Genomic DNA, 23913 nt, shown 5'->3' on the forward strand with positions numbered 1-23913 from the left:
CCCACAGTAGGATTACGGGATGCAGAAGATTTACCTACGATGTTGGGCTTTGCCCGGTTTGCTGAAGGTTCTGCATCTTTAGCTGAACTAGAATCATATTTAGCAGAGCGAGTCAAGCAAATGTTAAGGGTGTAGGGTGTGGGGTGTTGGGTGTAGGGTGTAGTGTTTAAGACAATTGAATGCGAGTACGTCAAGCAGTTCAACACATTTTTAATTCCCCCCACACCCAACACCCTACCCCCAACACCCTGCTAGCAAGAAAATTTATTTACTTTTAAGAGCATGAATTAAACCTAGTAAGAGTTTACCAACTAATTCACATTGATTAAGAATACTATTGGTAGTCTCAGAAGAAGCTAGTTCAATTCTTTGAGAGATTAACCAATGAGTCTCTAACTCTTTGAGAGAACCTTGCGATATATATAAAAAATGGATATATTCTCCCCTGGATTTGCGTCCATACCCTTCAGCAATATTCGCTGCTATAGACACAGAAGCTCGACGAATCTGTGAAGTCATTCCATAAAGTTCTTCTTTGGGAAAAGTTTTGGTAAGACGATAGCAAATTTCAGCTAGATTTACCGCCTCCTGCCAAACTTTTAAGTCTTGGTAAGATTGAATTTTGGAATTTCCCATAACTTATATATTAACTTACCCTACACCCCACACCCTACACCCTACACCCCACACCCCACACCCCACACCCCACACCCCACACCCTACACCCCACACCCTATCCTATGGCATCCAAAAGCAATCTGTTAGCAGACATATCACTTAAAGGACTAGAAATTGCTCCTTCTCAAATACGGGGAGCAGTGCGGATTGTGCCATTATTGCGCCATCAGGTACGTAACGACTTGCGCTTGCTGCGTCGTAGCTACGATGAAGATTTAGCAGTTGTTTCCTTAGCAGGAGAAATGACAGCACCAGGAATGAAATATTTTTCCTATGTTCCTCACGGACTAGTGTTGTCTTGGACTAATGACGGCAGTCCTGTGGGGGCTTTTGGGGGACAGCTTTTTAAAACAGATGGTAAACAGCTAAACTATGGTTGCGCCAGTGTCCGGTTAATGCACCGGATGGTGAAGCGGGAATCTACTAATCAACTGAGATTTTTGCCACTGCACTTGGCAATGGAAGGTTTTTTATCAATGTTTTTCTCTGGCCCTGATATTGCCTGGAGTGAATATTCTAAGTATGCCCTTTCTCATGGGCTGGGTAGCCGAATGGAAAGCTCTTTTAGTGGACGTTACATTGCTGGACTTGAAGATGCTTTGCGGGTATTTGAAATTCACTCTCGACAGGTTGGGGTATTGGTATTTGTTGCCGAAGCATTAGCATCAGCTTTTGTAGTACCGACACCAGAAGACTATCGACTTCTGCACAATAGCTTGTTAGAAGATTTCTATGGTGAGTTATTGTACCAATACGCTTTACTGCACGATACGACTTTTCCCATGAGTGTATCTTTAGATGAGTCAAAAATTAATGATTTAACAGCTTTGAGAGCAGCAGTACAAAATATGCGTTCAGATTGGGCATCGTTTCAGGGTTTCATGGCAGAGGGACTGTTAGGACGCAAGTTAATTTCCCAAAAAGTCTATACTGCTGGTTCGTTCATGTTACAACGATTTATTACTGACCTCAACCCCAACGAAGAAAATCATATTGGGGAAGCGATTATTCGAGAGAATGGTGAATTGGAGTATTTGAAGACTTATCGCTTATCAGGAATGCAGACTCGCCGAGTTTATTTGCTGAGTCAGTTAGCCCAGCATAATTGGAATTTGGATGCTACAGCTAGTAAATTGGGCAATACACGAGAGGAATTTGTGCTGCGTTTAGAAAAGGTGGGTTTTGGTTATTTGCTTAATGCAGAAATAAGACAAGCAGCATTGAAAAAAGTCAAGGGTAAAAGGTGATATTGTCTTGCTAAGATTCAGCATTATTTTTTTACAAATTAATTTCAATACATTCGTCAATTTCCGAAAAAGTAAGCTGTTGTGCGTATAATTTGGACTTTTTCGGGTCTGCCACCATTGGTAACTCTGTAATGCTCTGGAAAATTACAGATGCGACAGCTTATAACACTGAGTCAAACAGGGTGAATACAAATCCTAAATGATTCATGAGAAAACACTATATTCATGCAGCTTTGGAAAGTCAAAAATTTGACAATCAATCGCTAACTCAAATAACCCTTTGACCACAGAGAACGAATGGCAAAAAAGTAAACTTCTCGAATCAATAGACCTCTTGCAAAAGTCCTAAATGCGTGGGACAAGTAGGTTAGAGTTGGGTAGCATCTATGACCTACGAACAAGTAAAGAGCCTGAAGTCAGAGGACTTTAAACGCTTGTGTGGTGTACGTCCAGATACTTTTAACGAGATGGTAGAGGTAGTGCGATCGCACAGCCAGCCAAAACAGAAAACAGGGCGGCCGGGTAAATTAAGCTTAGAAGACCAATTGTTGATGACATTGGAATACTGGAGAGAGTACCGTACCTACTTTCATATAAGCCTAAAAGGAGAGATTTAGAGAGAGGTTTTCCAGATACCGTGAAAAGTCAGAACTACTGCCCCCTGCCCCCTGCCTCACTTCGGCTACGCTCAGTGACCACCTGCCTCCTGCCCCCTGCCTCCTGCCTCCTTCAATTAAAAATCCCTAAGCTCGTCCCGCCAAGTTTGCCACGAGCCATGCCAATTGAACAGGTTCAACGGGTTTAGCAACGTGTACTTGAAAGCCAGCTTCGATCGCTTGCTGTCGTTCTGCCTCACTTGCGTAGGCAGTAAGGGCAACGGCTGGAATTTGCCCGCCCGCTTCGGCACTGAGCGATCGCACTTGCCGAATCAGCCAGTAACCGTCGTTTTCGGGCATCCCAATATCGCAAATCAGCACATTGAATCGATTGGGGTTTTCGCAAAGAGCGGATAAGGCTGCTCTAGCCGATGCGACGGTTAGCACTTGGGCCCCATAGCTTTCCAGCACAAATCTGAACAGATTGCGGGTATCAACTTCATCGTCTACGGCTAAAACGCACAATCCTGTTAAAACAGGCACAGGTTCAGCCGAAGTATTGACCGCTTCTATCAATGCCATCGGCTCTACATCACTCGCTGATGTCACCTCTGAGGTGAGATTCTGTAGCGGCAGCCGAACGGTGAATGTCGCGCCTTGCCCCTTACCTAGACTTTCCGCCTGCACCGTGCCGCCGTGCAGTTCGATCAGATGACGCACGATCGCTAGCCCCAATCCCAGCCCAGCTTTTGCCTTGGTGGTGCTGGAGTCTCCTTGACGAAACCGCTCGAAAATGTGCGGCAACAAGTCCGCCTCAATTCCTTGTCCGGTGTCACTGACTTGAATTTGAGCCTGAGTCCCGATCGACTCAAGCACAATTTCGACTCGTCCACCTGACGGCGTGAACTTGATGGCGTTGGAGAGCAGATTATACAAGACTTGCTGTAAACGATCGATATCCCCAATGACCATTGCAGGATTCAAGTGTGAAACAAGTTGAATGTTCTTGGCTTCGGCTGAGAGTTGAATAGATTCGAGCGACGATCGAATCACCACGCCTAAATCAATCAGACGGCTGTTGAGAAGCAGCTTACCGCTGGTGATGCGGGAAATGTCGAGAATATCTTCAATCAGTTGAGATTGCAATTTTGCACTGCGCTCGATAACTTCTAGGGCATGAGTGACCATTGTTTCATTCAAGCTGCGCGTGCGAAGCATTTTTGCCCAACCCAGCATGGTGTTGAGCGGGTTTCGGAGTTCATGGGAGAGGTTCGAGACAAATTCATCTTTGGCTCGGTTGGCGGCTTCTGCCTGCTGACGGGCGACTTGCTCTTGTAATAGCTGCGCTCGCTCCACTTCCAACTGCTTGCGATTGGTGATGTCTGAGATCGCCAGCAAAATCATGTCCGTCTGGTCGTCTCGTTGCAGCTTGCAGGCATTGAGCAGCATGGTTTTTTGCCCAATCCGTTCAAAATAATGCTCTATCTCAAAATTTTGAACTTGATGATCGTTGATTAACACGTCTTCTAGAAGCGATCGCAGTTCGGGAATATTCCACTGCTGATTGCCTAGCTCAAACAAGAAGGCTCGCTCGGTTTCAGCTTGAGTAACCTGAAACATTTTGTAGAACGCTTGATTGGCCGTGTTCACCCGCAGATCGGACTGTAACACGAGTAGCGGGATCTGCACGGTTTCGACGATCGCTTCTGCATAGTTACGAGCAATTTCTAACACTTCGGCATGGCATTTGAGCGCGTTAATGTCGAGGAAAACCATAGTTACCCCGTCAATTTGATTTTCCGTCGTGCGATAAGGGCGAATGCGGAGTGCATACCAGTAGCCTGCTTGAGTTTGGATCTCCTGTTCTTTGGTGTTGAGCGTCTCCAGTACCTCTAAGGTCATCGCTTCTAAATGAGAAACGTCAAAATCAGTGCGGAGGTCATGAAACGGTCGGCCGACATCGGCAACAATGAAATTGAACAAGCGCTGTGCGGCAGGTGTAAAGCGGCGAATTCTCAAATCATTGGTCAGCATTAAAATGGGGACGCTGATGCTCTCAATGAAGTTGTTCAGGTCGCTATTGTCTCGGTTTTGTTGCAGATTGCGGCTACGAAGTTCGTCGTTTGTTGTGGAAAGTTCTTCGTTAGTGGCTTGAATTTCTTCTTTCGCCGTTTGAAGTTCTTCGTTCGTGCTTTGCAACTCCTCGTTGCTCGACAGGATTTCTTCGTTCGCTACGCGCAGGCTTTGGTTGAGATAGTTGTGTTCTTGAATGACCGCTTGCAGATGGGTTTGCGCCGAAAGTTCGCGTTGCGTTGCGGCGGCTAGCGACTGCCTAAGCTGCATCACTTCACGCTCTAAGTCTTCTAGCTCTCGCCGCTCAGTCAGGGTGGAAGTGAGGGGAGTAGCCAAAGGTAAAACCGCTTCAAAAATCACTAGAAAATAAACCGCGTTTGCCGTTGTCGGCTGAAACGGCATCACTTCCAGATTGAGAAACGTGGATTGTTCGCCCGATTTAATCTCAATTCGTTCTTGTCGAACCGAAACGTTTTGCGTTTGAGCTTGATAAATTGCCGTCCGCAGGGCGATCGCCAATCCTTCTCGCGCCATCAGCAGCAAGTTTAAGTCGATACTGCCAGGGGTCAGTTTCAGGTAGCGATCGGTGTCTCCACGCATAGACAAAATCTGCATTTGGTCGTTAACAACAACAGAGACAGGCGCATAGCGATTTGAAATCAGCCGATCGATTTCTCGTGCCAGATCCAACGTACTGGCGATGGTTTCAGTGACGCGATCCTGATGAGCGACGCTGACAAACGGCAAAGGAGGAGTCGTAAACGAAAACAGCGATCGCGTCGAAGTCAGCTTCTTTCCATAAATCTTCGCCGCTTCATCTACAGAAGTAAACAATTCTGAGGAAGTTTTGACGCTCTCTGAAGTACCCAAGACCAGAAAGCCCGTTGGGTTGAGGCTGTAGTGAAACAGCGACATGATTCGCTCTTGCAAGGGATCGGATAGATAGATCAGCACGTTCCGGCAGCTAATCAGATCGAGATTCGAGAAAGGCGGGTCGCCGCCTAAGTTGTGACGAGCAAACACACACAGTTCGCGAATCGCGCTGCTGATTTGATAGCCCCCACTTTCCAGGGGTACAAAGAAGCGATCGCGGCGCTCTAGGGAAACGCCCTCCATTTGGCTGTCTAAGTAGAAGCCGGCTCTAGCTTTGTTGATGGCGGCTTTGCTAATATCGGTAGCAAAAATCTGAATCGGCGGCACGGTGGCGCGATCGCTAAAAAACTCTAACAGGCAGATGCCGAGGGAGTAAACTTCTTCTCCGGTTGAGCAGCCTGCCACCCAAACCCGAATCGGTCTTGCTGCGGTTTTGTTTTGGCTAATCGCCGGAAAAACCTGCGCTTTTAACTGCTCAAACGTTTCCGGGTCACGAAAGAAACTAGTGACGTGAATCAGAATTTCTTCATACAGTGCTTGCACTTCAGCCGGATGTGCTTGTAGATACCAAGCGTAGTCTTCTAAGGTTTCTAGCTTATAGAGCAGCATCCGTCGCTGCATTCGACGATCGATCGTACTGGGCTTATAAGCGGTGAAGTCAACGCCCGTCGTTGTTCGCAGCAGGGCAAAAATTCGGGTCAGCGCATTGCCTGGTTCGGACAACTTCTCTATAACTTGCAGTGGCTCTGAGTATAACAAAAAGAGGCTGCGACTGAGGGCAGCTATTTGTTTAGCGATCGCTTTTGGCGGCAGCACAAAATCAACGTTCCCAGTTGCCACAGCAGTACTCGGCATACTGTCAAATCTTGCCGTGTCTTCACACTGAGCAAACGTCACCCCACCAGCTACTTTGATCGCTTTCAACCCCTGAGAACCGTCTCCATCCATACCCGATAGCACGATGGCGATCGCTTTGCTGCCGCAATTGGCTGCCAATGATTTAAAAAACGCATCCCCCGGCAGATATTTGCCGTCAATCTTCTGACGCGAAGCCAAGTGCAGCATACCATCGACAATCGTCATCTCAGTATTAGGTGGAATCACATACACTTCGTTTGGCTCGACCATCATTCGGTCTTGCACCTGCTGCACTGGCATGGTAGTGACTTTGCCTAGAATTTCAGACAGCAAGCTTTTGTGGTCAGGAGATAAGTGCTGAATTAGCACAAACGCCATGCCCGTATCCGTGGGCAAGTGAGCAATGAGTTCTGTAAATGCCTCTAATCCCCCAGCAGAAGCAGCGATGCCAACAATCGGAAAGGGAGCATCGGTTTTAGGGAATTGCTCTGGATCGATCGGTTCACCTGGAGGCAGTGCAAATGAATTTTCTCTGGGGGGGGGGGAAATTCATGGATAGAAAGCAGAGATCCTTTTATTAACGGGGTTTTGAGCATTTTTTGCCAAAATAATTGGCGCAAACTCAGGGCAATGTGCTAAGTCAGCCTCATCCTATCGCACTGGGTCAGCCTTAATCTTCCCCCCAAAGTAGGCAATCAAGAGCCAATTGCACGTTTAATTACCTGATTTTCAATTGTCGAAAATACAAATAACACAGAATAGCACTGCAATTCTAGTCCAGCGAGACTATTCCTTAGGACTCTTGCAAAAGTGCTTTTTGCAAGAGAGGGAAAAGGGTAAAGGGGAAGGGGACGATACAGAACTTTTTCCCCTTCCCCCCGCCCCTTATCCCGACTTATGCAAGAAGTCTAATCTTTTTGCTTGTAACCAAATGTCTTCTACAGGATTCTGTTGTGGAGCATTCGGGGCAAAACGCTCACAAGTTATCAACCATTGTTCTGTTTCTAATTCTGCATTGAGCGAGTCTAAATACTCTTTAATTTGCCCGGAACGGTGGTAACTAGCACCGTCCCAAATAATTAAAATTTTTGCACCTCTTCGTTGTGACTGAAGATATTCTAAAAAACCTATTGTCGTGTGAGAATTAGCTTTTTTTACTTTGGAAATCAAAAATTCTTTTGTTTTATAGTCTAATGCCCCGAAATAAGTTTGTTTACAACGAGCGTTGGCTACAGGAACTGATACTCGTTCGCTCGTTTTGCCCCAAACATAACCGTTTACGTCTCCCCATAACAAGTCCCTTAATGCTGTAGCAACAATCGTTCATCAGTATCTAAGGCTGCTAGGGGATTTTCTATATCTATCCATGAAACCTGTTCTTCTAGCTTGTCACAACAAGAACGTACTAAACGCAAACCGACATCTAACGAAAGTTGAGTATTTGTTGGGGTAAACTCTTGCAAGATGCTGGCTTCTATCGTCTGATACCGATCGAGGTGCCTGCTGAGTTTTAGGAGAAAATTTGCTCCTTCACCACCATCTTTGATAGCAAACTGCAAAATGGAATCGACGTAAGCTCTAACTTTGGGGTTTTTAATTCCCTCGGTAGCTGATGTATAGAGCAATTCCCCATTAAGATATTCAAAATCTGGTACATACAGGCGATCGCCAACTAGTTCAAATATCTGCATCCCTTGAGCTGGTCTGACTGTTAACTTTTCGCACCTGACTCGATGAGCCGCTTTTTCAAGCAATGTAATCACTGCTAATATTACTGATGGATAGTTACTATCTATACATCTTATTTCTACCGTGCCGAGTTTGTTGAGTCTAACTGGATTCCAAGCTGACTTGAGTAAGTCCCCTCCGGCTTCTTTGAACAGATTCGGTTCAATTGAGGCTTTTTCCATTGCTTGTAACCAAGCATAGTAACGAGCAAATTGCTGTTCAACTAAACCTTCGACACTTTCGGCATAAGACATAAGGGAGCCAACAGGCTGTAAATGAGTGTAAACTCCTTCCCAACCAAAGATTTCGCTACCCCGATAACGAATTGTGTGCGCGGCTAGACCAATCGCTTGTCCCTCATAAAAGGGACACGCCCGCGTCAGGGAAATCAGTGCAGAGTCACAAGCTGTAGCTAAATTAAAGATATTTAATAGTTCTTCTCGCTCTGCCAATGTTGAGTTGTAGGATATTGCAACACGAGGGTCAATTACCCCAGGCGGAACTTCTAAATGCAGATGCGTACCTGTACATTTTCCGGCGTGTAAAAATTGTTCATAGCCCACAGTCCGCGCTTGGATATGGTAATTAGGCTGATCCCGCATAACTGGCATAGTATGCAAAGGATAGCTAGACAAAGGATAAAGGCGTAAACCAATCTGTTGCGCTGCACAGAGTGCTAATTTGAGATTTGTAAGATAAACTCTTCCTAATTCTTTGGCAGTGTCCGCAGGCGGCGTGTTAATTTCTACCATACTTTTGACGAACTCTGCCACAAAGTATTTTGGGTTTAAACCTTGTGCTTGAGCCATTAACTGGCAACTTGTTAAAAACTCATCGGCGCGATCGCTCAAATGACCAGCTTCATCTACCAGAAAAAATTCTTGCTCAAGACCAATACGACGCTTTACTAGATCCATTTAGGCCTCCGTAAGAGTAATCCCGCCACAGCCCAATACTTTATATGTAGCTTAAAGGATAAAGTGACGAATAGTACGCTTGTAAAGCTGAAACACAAGAGGATTAAGCAGTACTGTCACTAGCAGGCACAGCGATGGCGATTACGCGATCGCAAAGGATACTGAACAAAAGCGGCGATCGCACATTGAGGTGAAAGATTTCTTCGTCAACGCCACTGCCTTGCCATTCAGTTAAATGCTGGTTTTCTGAACTAATTGTAGCCATATTCCCTCTATATTCTAGAAATATTGGAACGATGTTTCTGTGCAAGTTTTTTGAGTTGTGTAAGCACAAGATAGTATGCTAATAACAAGCAACTAACCATTCTGTTCGGTTGAAATAGTCAAGCGATCGCTTTTTTCCCAGCGATCGCTTTTAATTTTTCACTAATTGGCACAATTGACCGTAAAGCTTATACCTTCTGACCGCTTACTGCTATTGGGGTTTATCCTTAGAAGACTCATTTATTTTGATTTGAGTATTTGTGGCGGGTTTAGTAATGCTTGCTTTTTGATTTCGATAATCTTGCACGGTTAGAAGTTGCCAACTAGAATCTTGTGAAAGTTCCAAAACCCATTGATGATAATCATATAGACTTTCTCTATGCCCAACACTGATAAACGTTGTTTTTGTCTCTTGTAACTGTTGATACAAGTTTCCTTCGTTTTTCAAATCTAAAGCGCTGGTTGCTTCGTCTAATATAGTAAAGCTAGGACGGGTAACTAATAGTCTTGCAAAAGCTAGGCGTTGTTGTTCTCCCAGCGATAAGATATTTTCCCAAGGAACTTCTGTATCAAAGTTGTCTACTCGACTAAGCAAGTTTTGCAAGTTAACTTGTTGCAATACTTCTTTAAGTTCTGCGTCGGTCATCTGGTGGTTTGTATTCGGATAGAGTAACTGTTCGCGCAAAGTTCCCAAGATGATGTAAGGACGTTGAGGCAAAAACAACAATTCTTTTAGGGGAGGTCGCACCAGACGACCGGTTCCTGCGTTCCACAAACCAGCGATCGCTCTTAACAGAGAACTTTTACCTCGACCACTAGGGCCAACAATTAATAAACCTTCTCCTGCTTGAACAGTCAGCGACAAATCTTCGACAATCACCTGTTCGTAATCCGGTGTTTGTAAAGTGACATCATCAAAAGCGAGATGATTTTCTTCGATTGTTTTGATGGTACTGACATTTTCTGGTTGTTTAGTTACTGTTTCTAAAGCATCTGAAAAATCAGCTAAACGCTCAACATAACTGGAAAATCGTCCAGAAGTTCCAAATTCATCTATTAATGTTGCCAGCCCATTAGCAAACATACTGCAAGCTACAACTGCTTGGCTAACTTGTCCGAAATCAATTTCACCTCGAATATATACAGGTGCAAATATTAAATAAGGAAATATTTGGATAATAGACCGATATCCTCTGTTAAAAATGTCTTTATTTCTTTCCCAATCAATCTTACTTTCAGAATTTTTAAAAAGATGATTAAATCTCCGCTGAATGATATTTAATTCTTGGTTTTCTCCCCGGAAAAAAGCTATCGATTCAGCATGGTTACGAACATGAGTTAAGCTATATGTATAATCAGCTTTAGATTCAAGTTCTTCTTGAGTAATCTTATCTAATTCTTGACTCAAATAAACAGCAATCAAATTGCCTATAATCGTATAAGTAAGCAGAAATGCTACAGCAAATTGGGAAATTGACCAAAGAATTATTAAAAAAGTCGTCATTTCCAGGATTTTTTCAAACAAAGTAGCTGAAAAATTTAGAGCAGTCCTGGCAATAGGTTCGATTTCTTGGGATAGACGTTGATCTGGGTTATCGATATCGGAGCTAAAATTGATTTTATAATAAGCGCGATCGCTAAAATATTTTTCTAAAATCTGCTGGTTAAGCCATTGATACCAATCAAGGGCAATTTTTTTTCTGACAAATTTAGTCAATCCTGTCAAGAACGTGATTAAGAGCAGCCCAAGACCGTAAAGTGATAACGTACTAAAAAATTTAGAAGTATCTTTATCTTGAATAATGACATCGATTAAATAGCGATCGACGAAGCTATTAAAGGCAGTTACGCCCACAAGTCCAATTATTAATAAGATTAGGAGAACGAGCATTCCCCATGCCTGAATCACATCTGAAAATGCTCTTCCGTTGAGATTTGTGGGATACCAGTAAGGCCCGGCGATCGCTTTGACATTTTCCCAAAATCGAGTAAAACCGGAAGAAGTATTTGTTAATGATTGATTTTGAATAACTTGGGTTGACATGTTTTATCAATAAACGGAAATCTTGTTTGAGTGAATAAGGCAGGAGGCAGGAGGCTGCAATCAGTGTAGGCTCTAAACTTACATTGATTGCAGATGGGGCTTAAATCCTTGCTTGCAAGCGATCGTGGCAAGCTATACAAGGACAGTATTCCTTCTGTCTTTCTTGCTAAACTTAGTAATTTTTAGTGCTGAGTAATAAGTGAAGTTTATCACTCATGACTCAGCACTTGGAACTATTTTTCCATTTAGATTACGGCAGTTTGCAAGTAATACTATTACAAGTTTTGAAACTTGTTCCAAACTTCAGGATTGACGATGTGAAGCGGCTTTTCACCTTGAAGCACTTGAAGTATTTGATTAGCTGCGGAAAGTGCAGCAGCCATACCAGCTTCAGGTGTAACTCCAGCTAGATGAGGTGAGTAAATTACATTGTCAAAGTTATATAAAGGATTATCTATAGATGGGGGTTCAGGCTCAAACACATCTAGTGCAGCTCCAGCTATCCATTTTTCGCGTAGAGCTACAACCAAATCTTTTTCACGAACTATCTTCCCACGAGAGGTATTGATCAAAAAAGCAGTAGATTTCATCTTCTTAAAAGCTTCCAGAGCAAACATTTCATGAGTTTCATCGGTTAGCTCAGGATGTAAAGATACAAAATCAGATTCAGCCAGAAGATAATCTAAATCTTTGACTAGAGTTGCACCTACTGTTTGGGCTTTATTGGATGGAACATAAGGATCGTAGGCTAAAACTCGCATTTGAAATGCTGTACTACAAATTTTAGCAACAGCACTACCAATTCTTCCCAAACCAACAATACCAAGTGTTTTTCCTTCTACTTGAATTGGTTGTATCTGATTACGAATTAAATAGTTTCCTGTTTTCACACACTGATTGAGGAAACTCAAATTTTTTGCAAGAGATAAAATCATGCAAATCGTGTGTTCTGTAACAGCAGTTGTTGACAACCCTGGGTTGTTGACTACGACAATTCCCTGTTCTGTTGCAGCAGCAATATCGATGGCATCAGTTCCAAATCCAGATGTACTGATGACTTTTAATTTTTTTGCCAATTGAATTGATTGGGCATCTAATTTAGTAGGATAACGGACAAATACGCCAGATGCGTCTTGAATAGCATCATTGATATTATTCTTAGTCGGTTCTTTGATAATTTCGATATTAGTGTGTTCCTCAAGGAGTTTTTCACCTGTTTCGTCATACATTCTCCCGATTAAAAGAACTTTGTGAGTTTTAGTATTCGTTGCTGAAATTTGGGGGAAAATAGCTGTCATACAATTTCTCCTAGATTAAATTATTTCACACAAAAGAGTTTATGGGCGATGGATATAATTGTTGAGGTAGTTTCATACTTTCTAGAATTAAATTAGAATTATTAGAATTAGATGCGGTTGGCTCTAATAGCTGAGACAAGTTTTGAGCAATAGTAATTAAAGGGTCGATCGCTTGAATAGAATCAATGCCATTTAACTTGAGATATTTGGCTAGGATATGAAATTCTGTACAACCAGAAATAAAGGAACGAGTCTTATATTTATTTAACAACTTTTGAACGTCTTCAAGAATTGCTAGTGGGTTTTGTCCTCGTTTTAATACTTTAAAAATCATCTCATGAATCAAACGATGATCTTTTTCATCTGGAGAAATAATTTGATTCGCAGCAGTACAACCTCGTTCAAACAATTTTTTTTTGTAAGTACCTGTACCTGCAAGTAAAAGGGCAGGCTCATCATGTTCTTGCAGTTGTTGGTCTGCAATTTTAATTAAGGAGATTACTTTATTAGTCTGATGCTCTGGAAGATGAGCCAAAGCATAATGAGCAGTGCAACAACCAATCACTATGCGATCGACTAATTGATTAAGTTTTTCTAAATGTATTTGCACAAAATCAATGAATTCTCTTTCATTTCCACTATGAACTGAAGTCGTGCGATCTGGTGCAGAGGGAAGTGAGAAAACAATAACGTTGGGTGCTTCTTGTTCGTTGTCGATATACTGGTTGTATTCATAAATGGTTTTAAGAAATTCAACAGTAATTACAGGCCCCATTCCGCCTAAAACTCCAAGAACTGGTAGTTTATTCATAAATATCCTCAAAATTTGTGATTACTATGGTTGAACTGTGTAGATGACTAAAAATTAAAATTGGTAGCGAAAAGATTGTTATCTTCACGTTCGGGGTTCTCTGTGCGATCGCATAGCTTTAATAATGGTGTGTCAGGAGATTTTACTACTTCTTCTAGAAGACCTTCTAACAACTTGAGAATCAAGGAAATACGTTCGCTGGCAAATATATCTGTGTTGTAAATTAATTTCAGATATAGTTCTCCTTCGTCTACAAAAGTGAATTCTAAATCAAATTTAGCAGTGACAATTTCTTGAACAATAGAGTTAACACTAATTCTATCTAAAGCTAAATCTACATTTTGATTGTTTTGCAGTACAACTGCAATATCAAATAGGGGATTACGGCTAGGATCGCGTTTTAAATTTAAATCTGATACTAGTTTGTCAAAGGGATATTCTTGGTTATCATACGCCTCTATTGTTGTTATTTTCACTTTTGCAAGTAAAGTAGCAAAACTCTCGTCTGCTGCTATTTGGTCGCGTAAAACTAAAGTATTAACATAAAAGCCTATTTGTTCTTCTAAATCGGGATGATTTCGTCCAGCGATGGGAGAGCCGACTGTAATCTCATTTTGTTCGGTATAGCGAAAGAGAAAACTTTTGACTAAAGTCAGTAAGCCCATAAATAAACTGGCTTCTTGAGTTTTGATTAATAACTCAAAATCCTTGATTAATTCTGGCTTTGGCTTCCAAATCGTCGCAGTTCCTGAGAAACTTTGCACTGCTGGCCGAATACGATCTAAAGGTAAGTCAAGACGCGCCGGAGTAGGAGTTAATTTAGCTAACCAGTAATCGCGTTGTGCTTGTAGTTTTGACGTTTGCAACTGCTGGTCTTGCCAGTAGCTATAGTCTTTATAATGAATCCTCAAAGGTGGTGGTAATTCTACATTTTGTTGTCCGTAGGCATGATAATGTGCGAGGAAATCTTTAATTAAAACGCCTGCTGACCACCCATCTGAAATGATGTGGTGCATATTAAACAGAACTATATAACTCTCTTCACTGAGTTTTAGTAAGTTAACCTTGAGTAAAGGCCCTGTTTCCAAATTAAAAGTAGTTTTGGCGTTGTTGCAAATAGCTTCAACAATGATATTTTCTGGTTTTTCATATTCCATTAAGTCTATCTGTTTAATTGCAAAATCCATTTGCTCGTGTACTACTTGACGCGGTTCATTATTTATTAAGGTAAACGTAGTACGCAAAATTTCATGGCGTTGAATCAAATGTTGAAAAGCATTTTCAAAAGCAGCAATATTTAAATCCCCGTTGAATTGATAAGCACTAGGCATTTCGTAGGCATTATGGTTGCGATCGAGAAATTCTAAAGCCCAAAGGCGGCGTTGCCCATAAGACATAGGATAAGATGTTTGCTGAGTTATTGCTGGTATGGGTTTTTGATAATCGTATTGGGTTTTAGAGATTAAATCTGCTAATCCGACGATTGTGGGAACTTTAAAGAAGTCAGCCAATTTGATTAACACATTTAATTCTTTATGAACGTGATTTACTACTCTCGAAAGTAACAGAGAGTGTCCACCAATTTCAAAGAAGTTATCAAAAATACCTATAGGATGTTTAGTGAGAATCTTTTCCCAAATATTGACTAGCTTTGACTCTAAAGTATTACGCGGTGCGGCGTAAGCTATTTGGGTTAATTTACCTGTTTCCTTGATTTCGACAAGCGATCGCAAGTCAATTTTGCCATGTCTAGTTAAAGGAAATTGCTTTAAAAAGACAAAGGAAGTAGGAATCATGTAAACTGGCAAAAAATTCGAGAGGAATTCTCTGATTTCTGAAATTTCTATCTGTTTATCAGTTTGACAATAGGCAGATAACTGAGTTTGATTATTTAATGTCGGTAACACAATTGCTCTCTCAATCTGGGCATAACGGCTAAGTTGGTATTCAATTTCACCTGGATCTATACGATAGCCATTTACTTTAACTTGATTATCTTTTCGCCTCATAAATTCAATCACACCTGGGGCAATTTGTTTACCTAAATCTCCTGTTCTAAAGAGAATTTTCTCTGGATTGAGAAAGCTGGATTGAAATTTTTCCTTGGTGATTTGGGGAAGATTGCGATAACCAGCGGCTAATGCTGCACCTTCTACGCAAATTTCACCTACTATATGCAGAGGTACGGTGTTATTGAATTCATCCAGGACAAATAATCGATTGTTATGGAAAACCTGACCAAGAGGTACGTCTGTATTTAAATTTTCATCGATTGTATATTGAGATACGCCAACACAAGTTTCTGTGGAACCATAGACATTGCTGATAATTTTCGCTGGGAAGCGTTTTCGTAAAGCGATCGCAGTTGCTTTATCTAATTTCTCTCCCCCTGAAGAGATATATTTTAAGCTAGGGATAGTTTCTTCAGGTTCGAGTACATTTAAGATTTCTCGATAGATAGATGGCGTTGTGTGCAGTGCATTAATTTGGTTTTCTTGTAAAAAGGAAACTAAATGCCCTATATGCTGTACCTCGTACATATATAAAGCAGCACCTATTGTCAAAGGTAAAAAGATATTACGAAAAGATGGATCGTGGGTGACAGGTGCAGTGAAAATATAGCGCCATTCAGGATGTTTATCTAAGTCAAATGTGAGTCGTAAACTCCGAATTACATTCAAAATAGAGATATGACGACCCATAACTCCTTTAGGGTTTCCTGTTGAGCCAGAAGTGTATAAAATATAAGCAATTTGGCTAGAGTCTGGTTTAACTTTCGGCTCAGTGATATCAAAATCTGCCAAAATATGATCGATTCGATCCAAACAAATTGCTTCGATTTCTTGAGGGAATTGGGAGACAAAATTACTCTCCGTGAGACAAATATCACAGCCGCTATCTTTTAAAATAAAATCGATGCGGCTACTAGGATATTGAGGGTCTATCGGCACATAAGTTGCCCCAGTTTTAAAAGTAGCCAGAATGCCGATAATTAAGTTTTGATTGCGTCCGAGCGCTAATGCGATCGCTTTCCCAGAAGTAATGTGATATATCTCATGTAAATAATTAGACAAACGATTTACTTTATCATTCAATTCTCGATATGTAAGAGTCGTTTCTCCAACGATTAATGCTGGTGCATTTGGCGTAGATTTGACTTGAGCAATGAAGTCATCAATGATGGTATAATTTTCAGGTAATTCTATTGTTGGGCCGATTAATTCTGCCAATAATTGTTTCTGTTGCACTTGTGTTAATAAAGGCAACTCAGAAAGCAAACCATTGGCATTTTTAATTATCCCCTCCATTAAAATTTCAAAACTTTCTAGAAACTGTTTGATAGTTTCCGGTTTAAAAAGTTCTGTATTATAGTTGCAGTAGATAATGAGTGCATCATTGACTTCAATGAAATTAAAGCCTAAATCAAAAGGAGTGTAGCCAATTGGCTCTGGTGGTAGCGATACTTTTAATCCCTCAAACTTAGGTAGAGTTAAATTAGGATCCATATTGAAAGATACGGATATCAAGGGAGAACGAGAAAAATCCCGTTGTAATTGCAAGGCTGCTAATAACTCTTCTAAAGCGTGACTTTGGTGTTTAAAAGCGGCTATGAGTGTTTCTTTTGTATGACGAAGATGTGCAACAAAAGAAGTAGTAATATCTGTCTGAATACGAACTGGTAAAAATTGCGAACAAAAGCCAATTAATGTTTCGCTGCCTTCAAATTGTCGTCCAGAAATGGGAATACCAATCACTAAATCATCATGACCGGAAATTCGACGCAGAAAAGCTGTGTAAGCAGCGAACATTGTCATAAATAATGTCGCTTGATTTTTGCGTCCTACAATTTGCAAATTTTGCCACAGTTGAGGAGCAATAATTTTACTTTCTCTACCCCCTGTATAAGTTTTGACAGCCGGACGAGGAAAGTCAGTAGTCAGCTCAAATACAGGGATTTCTCCCTCATAAGTTTTTAACCAAAAATCACGATGCTCTTGCATTTGTGAACTTTGTGCTTCTTGCTGTCGCAAAGCTAAATATTGGCGAAACTGCATTGGTGGCGCTAAAGAGTCTGTAACAACACCAATTTTTGCTGAATAAAGTTTGCCAATTTCATTCAAAATTAGCCCTAATGACCAACCATCTGCAACGATATGATGAGTTTTTAAAGATAGCAGATAATGTTCGGGTGCTAAACGCATCAGTACAGCTGCAAATAAAGGAGCGATACTCAAATCAAAAGGTTTTTGAGACAACTGAGTTCTTAATTCTAAAGCACTTGCTTCCGGGTTATCTTCATCTATTAAATTAATTAACGGTAGGTCAATTTTGACACTATTGATAACTTCTTGGAGTTCGCCTTGTTCTAAGATTTGGGTTCGCAATGCCTCGTGGCGGTTGACTACTTCATTAATCGCTTGCTGCAAAGATGAAATATTTAAAGAACCACGCAATTCTAAAGAAGTAGTAACGTTATATGATGCTGAAGCGGTTGTGTCTAATTCTGCCAATAACCAAAGCTGACGTTGCGCTTCATTGGTAGAAAATTTCTGGTTTAAATTATTCCTACCATCTTCATCGTCAGAGCGATCGCTTTCTTCTCTTTTCTTTGCTTGCGGTGGTTTAGCATTTTCAAAAAAACCCGCTTGTCGCAGTTCTATAATTGCTTCTTTGACAGCAGTTACTACTTTATCTATATCTTTATTGGTATGGTAAGTGGAGAGAAAACAAACTCGTTTTTCCCATGTATAAATACCTTTGACATTCAGTAAGTAGTAAAAGAGTGGTAATTCAATAGGTTGTAAGAAAAGACTATAAGCTCCAAAAGGTTCAAAGCGAAATAAAGAGCCGAAATTAACAATGCGGATAGGAATTCCTATTTCTTGAAAGAACTGATTAACTTCAGTAGCTAATCGATTAGTTAATTGATTTACCCTTTCTTGAAGCGTTGCACCTTGTTCGCGTAAATGTAGCATTACTGCGCGACAAGCTGCCAAAGCTAAAGGATGACGACAGAAAGTTCCACCATAAGCAGTTAATTCTGTTTGTGGATGGGAATTATCTCCATAACTCCAGAAACCGCCATCAATTGTATCTAAAAAATCTGCTTTGCCACAGATCGTGCTGATAGGCAAACCACCACCAATAGCCTTACCGTAAACTACGATATCTGCGTCAATATCAAACCATTCTTGCGCTCCTCCTAGAGCTATCCGAAATCCAGTAATAATTTCATCAAAAATTAGCGCAATATCTTTTTCATGAGTCAATTTTCGTAATTTTTGCAGAAACTCTTTAGGTTGCAAATCGGGTTTACGGCTTTGAACAGGTTCTACTAAAACTGCTGCTAAATTATCAGCTTGAGCAGCAATTATTTCTAGACTTTCTTCGGCTCCGTAAGTAAGAACTATTACGTCTTCAACTATTCCTGATGGTGTACCGAGACTTAATGGTTGAGCAGTTCCTGGCTCCTCTCCAACTCTTGCTAAAATGCCATCAAAAGTACCGTGATAAGAACCAGAAAATAAAGCAATTTTTTGGCGTTTTGTCCGCGAACGAGCAATACGAACTGCTGCCATAATTGCTTCTGTACCAGTATTACTAAAAGCGACTCGCTCCACACCTGTCATTTCACAAATTAAAGCAGCCGTTTCTGCTGCAATATTAGACTGCATTCCTAATCCGATTCCGTGTTGCATTTGCTGCTGAACTGCTTCTATAACGAAATCAGGACTGTGTCCAAAAAAGTTAACACCAAACCCCATTGCTAAGTCGATGTAATCATTGCCATCGATATCACGAAAATATGCACCTTGGGCTGATTCTGAGACAATGGGATACTGAAATTCTTTTAAAGCCATGCGGAAATCAATGGTAGGTTTAACATCAACCATTGTCTTTCGGCTGTTTTGCGAATATGCCTTAGATTTTGCTGTTTTTTGATTATAAATAATCTCTAGTTTTTGGATAAAAGCTTGCTGTTGTTCTGTTAAAGATTTCTTCTCAGTCAGCTTTAAGGCTAATGGGTTTAAACTAGGAGAACTAGTTTTTTGAGGCGAATCAGTTTTAATTTTTTGAGGCAAAGGTGTAGTTTCTATTTTGCTTGTTTTAGAAACTGTTTGGTTAATTAAAACTTCTGATGTATTGCTTGGTGCGACAGATCCAGATTGGAGTATTTCTAATTGCTTGAGAATGGTTTTTTCATGTACATCTTTGAGGTCTTTTAAAGATTGTAGTTGAGCCATCATTAAAGCTTCTTTGCCAGAGGTTTGTGTTGATAATGGTACTGTTTTAACTTGGCTAACAATAGGGCTTTCAGCAGAGGTAGAAGCAATAATTAACTCTTGTCCATTGTAGATGCTGGTATTATTCTGTTGAGAAAAACTATCCGCAGTGGCAAAACCGCAGCGTTTTAAAACAGCACACCAACTTTCTCCACTTAACAATGGAGTATCTATACGTAACTCTTTGTCTTGAAAGCGCCACCATCCGGGCGTAAGTCCAAAGGTTAAATCAAGCCAGGAATTATTTTCTACTGTTTCTAGTAGTACTAAATAACCACCAGGTAGTAGTAATTCTCGAATATTATTTAGTGTTTCTGTAATATTTCGGGTACTATGAAGCACATTAGCAGCGACAGCTATGTGATAAGAATGTGCTGTTAGTCCCTGAGAAACTGGTGATTTCTCTATATCTAATTGATGGAAGTTGAGATTATCTCTGTGTTTAAACTTTTGTCGTGCTTTATTCAGGAGAACAGGAGAAAGTTCGGTAAAAGAATAAGTTGCATAATTGAGATTTAAATCATTAAGAATTGCTTCTGAAGTCGCACCTGTACCACCTCCTACTTCGATAATTTGGTAAGGGCGATCGCTACTAGAAAAACTCTTTAAAATGAAGTTAATTTCTTGAGCTACTCGTTGATTCATTAAACGAGATACTGGAGAATTACCATATATGCTTTCCGCATGAATCACTGAACCTGCTGGGAAAATTAACTCTAGAGGATCTATATTTCCTTTCAATACTTCTGCTAGATTTTCTCCACAGCGTTGCAGCATTTCTAACTCAGGTTTTGCTGCTGGACAAGTAGTTTGCAGATTTTCTATAGCTTCTGGTAAAGAAAAAGGCGTAGGTAGGTTTTGTACTATCCAGATGTTACCTTGATTTTGAATAATTCCAGCTTGCTCTAAAGTTTTTAAATAACGAGTAATTAAAACATGATATTTTGGGGCAATAGGCAAAGTTTGTAATAAGTTTTCTGTTGTCCAACTTTCTGCTATCTTTAGTTTTTTACCTAATACTTTTAAAGCTTTCAATATATAGGCAATACTAATCGGTTGTAATTGGGAAATTACCCAGAGATAATTATTTAATTCTGAGTCAGAATTAGATACTTTATTAGAGGTTTCATTTAATATAGTAGCTACTGAAGATATTTCTAATGGTTTTGGTTCAATATAATCAGATAGATAATTAGCTATGTCAGCAATTGTTTGCAAATCGGTAAATAATCGATCTATCTTAACTTTTACGCCAAACTTTTCTTCAACTTTACGAGCAAAGTCAGTCAAAATAATTGAATCTGCTCCTAGATTTAATAAAGTTTCATCATCTCTAATGTCATTTTCATCTTCTTTTAGAAGCAGAGCCAAGATAGACTTTAACTGATTGCCGATTTCTTGCTGATGTTTTTGGATATTTGAAACTTTTGCTACAGTCATCTTGGTCTCCATTAGCTCGTTTTCTACAGACACTTCTTTAATTGAACTTGATTCGACTGAAATAGCAGATTTAAATTGAAACCTTTTTCGTTGAAAAGGATAGTTTGGTAATTGAATATTTCTGTAACCGTAATCTTCATTGAATTTTTCGGCGTTAAAATTTACTCCATGAATGTAGAGTTGGGCTAGTGTTGATAATATAGTCTGCCAGTTATCGAAACCTCTATTGAGAGAACTCAGCCAGATAACTTCATCGTTATAACGGCGACCTTGTTCTGCAAGTATTGGTCTTGGACCGACTTCTAAAAACAGGTTATACCCTTTGTTTAACGCCGTAATCAGACTTTGCAAAAATTGCACGGGTTGACGGCATTGTTGTCTCCAGTAACTTGCATCGGGCGTATTTGCTATAGTTTGTCCGTTAATTCCTGAAAGTATTGGAATTTGGGGCTGCTCGTAAGAAATACTACGAGCAGCAGTTTCAAAATCATCTAAAATTGACTCTATTAATGGAGAGTGAAAAGCACCGTCAACTGATAGTAATTGAACAGCTATTTTTTGGTTTTTGCAGTTGGCTACAATTTCATCAACGCTATTACTTTCTCCAGAAATTACAATTTGTTGAGGATGGTTAATAGCTGCAATTGAAACTGTATTACTATAGTTTTGAATTAGATCAAGTACCGTAGCTTCATCTGCAAAAATTGAAGCCATTTTTCCTGTAGGCGCAGTTTGCATTAATTGCCCACGTTTAACAATTAATTCTAAACCTGCTTCTAAACTAAATACTTTTGCAATACAAGCTGCGACATATTCACCAACGCTATGACCAATTAGTAAACTTGGTGTGATTCCCCAAGATTGCCACAGCATGGCAACTGAATATTCTAGAGCAAATATAGCTGGTTGAGCGTATGCAGTTTGATTGAGTAAATCTGTGCGATCGCCAAATAATATATCTTGTAGTGGATACTCTAAATAATTCGCTAAAATATCTGCACATTTGTCAATATATTTACGAAATGTAGGTTGGGTTTGGTAAAGTTGATGACCCATACCTGCATAACAAGCTCCTTGACCAGTGAAGAGAAAGACAATTTTCGGTTGTTTTTCTCCTGCAAAACGTTGATAAAAAGTAAAATTATCAATAGTTTTTTCGTCAGCAAAAGTCGCTAATTTTTGTTGCAATTCTGATAATGTATCTGCAACAATCGCCAATCGTTCAGCTAGAGGCGATCTACCCATTGCCGCACTATGGCAGATATCTCCAATTTCTAGATGAGATTCTAAGTGGGTGTAAAAACGTCGCGCTAGTTCTTTTAAAGCTGTTTCGTTATGAGCGGAAATCGTCAACAGATGACTCGGACGTTGCAGCTTAATTTCTGGTGTGTTGCCAACAGGAGCTTGTTCGACAATTACATGAGCATTTGTTCCAGAAAAACCGAAGGAACTCACCCCAGCAATGCGGAGTTCACCATTGTTAGACCAGGGTATTGTTTGACCGGGAATTTTAATTGGATACCCTTGCCAATTAATCAGGGGATTAGGTTCTTGAAAGTGAAGATGAGGCGGAATTTCACCATGCTGGAGGGCGAGAATTGTCTTGATCGTGCCTGCTATCCCTGCGGCGGCTTCGAGATGTCCGATATTAGTCTTAACTGAACCGACGTAAAGAGGTTGCGATCGCTCTCCATAAACAGCAGCGATGGCGTTCATCTCAATAGGATCGCCTAAAGAAGTTCCCGTGCCATGTGCTTCTATATACCCTACCTCCTGGGGTTTGACTCTGGCATCAGCTAAGGCTTGGCGGAGTAAATCTTGTTGGGCGGGGCCGCTAGGAACTGTCAACCCGGCGGCTGCACCGTTATGATTGACCGCAGATCCTCGGAGGAGGGCGAGAATGCGATCGCCATTTTTCTGGGCGACAGACAAGCGTTTCAAGACTAAAACCCCACACCCTTCTCCCCGCACATAACCGTTTGCAGCTGCATCAAAAGTCTTGCAGCGACCATCGGGAGACATCATCCCCGACTGGGAAAGGTTAATCGTAATTGCCGGATTTAAGATCAGATTTACTCCAGCTACTAAAGCTAGTTCGCATTCATGATTTCTTAAGCTGCGAATAGCTTGGTGAATGGCAACCAGTGAAGAAGCACAGGCTGCATCAATAGACATACAAGGGCCGCGGAGGTTTAAAAAATAAGATAGCCGTCCTGCTGCGGCACTTAGGGCGTTTCCTGTACCAAAAAAAGAATCGATTTCATCATAGTTGCTTTTGTAGACTGTCATCGCGTGGTCAACACTAGTTATACCGACAAACACACCCACGCGATCGCTTACTAAATTAGTTGGTGGTAAATTGGCGTTTTCTAAAGCTTCCCATGTCACTTCCAGGAGTAACCTTTGTTGAGGGTCCATTGAGGTTGCTTCGCGGGAAGATATGGAGAAGAAACGGGCATCAAATTCTGTAATATCCTGTTGTAAAAATCCTCCATAACGAGTGTTCATTTTGCCGGGAGTAGGTTCTGGAGCATAAAATTTTGAGATATCCCAACGGCTTTTAGGAACTTCTACAATTGCGTCAAGTCCGGCTTTACAGGAATTCCAATAAGCTTCAGGAGAATTTATGCCTCCAGGGAAACGACAACCCATCCCAATAACAGCAATTGACTCGCTTTGTCTGGTTTCTAAATCGGTAATGCGAGCCTGCATTGCCTCCATTTTTGTTAAGGTTGATGCTATGAGTTTTTTATAATCTGTAGTTTGAGCCATATAATTTTTTTAACGCAGAGTGACGCGGAG

Annotated in this window: 11 protein-coding genes and 2 pseudogenes; 3 read left to right on the forward strand and 10 right to left on the reverse strand. The window is 40.8% G+C overall.

Translation table 11 applies throughout. The features are described from left to right. Positions 1-264: 264 nt before the first annotated feature. The gene (locus RMZ95_RS25715) at positions 265-636 is read right to left on the reverse strand and encodes a four helix bundle protein (RefSeq protein WP_322685927.1); all 372 of its coding nucleotides are present in this window, start codon (positions 634-636) and stop codon (positions 265-267) included. 104 nt (positions 637-740) lie between these two features. Between RMZ95_RS25715 and RMZ95_RS25720 the strand changes: the two genes are divergently transcribed. Then, positions 741-1925: an ARPP-2 domain-containing protein gene (locus RMZ95_RS25720; RefSeq protein WP_322685928.1), complete on the forward strand. Its 1185-nt coding sequence runs from the start codon at positions 741-743 to the stop codon at positions 1923-1925. Positions 1926-2129: 204 nt separating this feature from the next. Here the strand turns inward: RMZ95_RS25720 and RMZ95_RS25725 are convergent. After that, positions 2130-2251 (reverse strand): annotated as a pseudogene (locus tag RMZ95_RS25725) (IS630 family transposase); the annotation flags it as partial. A gap of 60 nt (positions 2252-2311) precedes the next feature. Here RMZ95_RS25725 and RMZ95_RS25730 point away from each other — a divergent pair. Beyond that, entirely contained in the window at positions 2312-2542 is a 231-nt protein-coding gene (locus RMZ95_RS25730; RefSeq protein WP_322685929.1) for a transposase family protein, read from the forward strand. A gap of 126 nt (positions 2543-2668) precedes the next feature. Here the strand turns inward: RMZ95_RS25730 and RMZ95_RS25735 are convergent, their stop codons facing one another. Continuing rightward, complete coding sequence (locus RMZ95_RS25735) at positions 2669-6781, reverse strand: CheR family methyltransferase (protein ID WP_322685939.1); 4113 nt, start codon at positions 6779-6781, stop codon at positions 2669-2671. Here RMZ95_RS25735 and RMZ95_RS25740 point away from each other — a divergent pair. Beyond that, entirely contained in the window at positions 6729-6884 is a 156-nt protein-coding gene (locus tag RMZ95_RS25740; protein WP_322685930.1) for a hypothetical protein, read from the forward strand. The genes RMZ95_RS25735 and RMZ95_RS25740 overlap by 53 nt on opposite strands. A gap of 350 nt (positions 6885-7234) precedes the next feature. On the opposite strand, the pseudogene RMZ95_RS25745 reads toward RMZ95_RS25740, so the two are convergent. The 7 genes and pseudogenes from RMZ95_RS25745 to RMZ95_RS25775 form a co-directional block, all read right to left on the reverse strand. Further along, a pseudogene (locus tag RMZ95_RS25745) lies at positions 7235-7621 on the reverse strand (transposase); the annotation flags it as partial. A gap of 5 nt (positions 7622-7626) precedes the next feature. Beyond that, complete coding sequence (locus RMZ95_RS25750; protein WP_322672375.1) at positions 7627-8970, reverse strand: glutamate-cysteine ligase family protein; 1344 nt, start codon at positions 8968-8970, stop codon at positions 7627-7629. A gap of 103 nt (positions 8971-9073) precedes the next feature. Then, the gene (locus tag RMZ95_RS25755) at positions 9074-9235 is read right to left on the reverse strand and encodes a hypothetical protein (protein WP_322685931.1); all 162 of its coding nucleotides are present in this window, start codon (positions 9233-9235) and stop codon (positions 9074-9076) included. Positions 9236-9445: 210 nt separating this feature from the next. Continuing rightward, the gene (locus RMZ95_RS25760; protein WP_322672377.1) at positions 9446-11278 is read right to left on the reverse strand and encodes an ABC transporter ATP-binding protein/permease; all 1833 of its coding nucleotides are present in this window, start codon (positions 11276-11278) and stop codon (positions 9446-9448) included. A gap of 275 nt (positions 11279-11553) precedes the next feature. Next, positions 11554-12576, reverse strand: coding sequence for a hydroxyacid dehydrogenase (locus RMZ95_RS25765; RefSeq protein ID WP_322672378.1), 1023 nt, complete (start codon positions 12574-12576; stop codon positions 11554-11556). Positions 12577-12601: 25 nt separating this feature from the next. Then, a complete protein-coding gene (locus RMZ95_RS25770) occupies positions 12602-13387 on the reverse strand; it encodes an aspartate/glutamate racemase family protein (RefSeq protein WP_322672379.1) in 786 nt (261 codons plus the stop codon). A 47-nt stretch (positions 13388-13434) separates the two neighbouring features. Beyond that, positions 13435-23883 (reverse strand): non-ribosomal peptide synthetase/type I polyketide synthase, encoded by a 10449-nt coding sequence (locus RMZ95_RS25775; protein ID WP_322685932.1) that lies wholly within the window; start codon positions 23881-23883, stop codon positions 13435-13437. Positions 23884-23913: the final 30 nt, after the last annotated feature.

It is taken from the genome of Nostoc sp. DedQUE07 (assembly GCF_034530975.2).
Taxonomy (GTDB): Bacteria; Cyanobacteriota; Cyanobacteriia; order Cyanobacteriales; family Nostocaceae; genus Nostoc.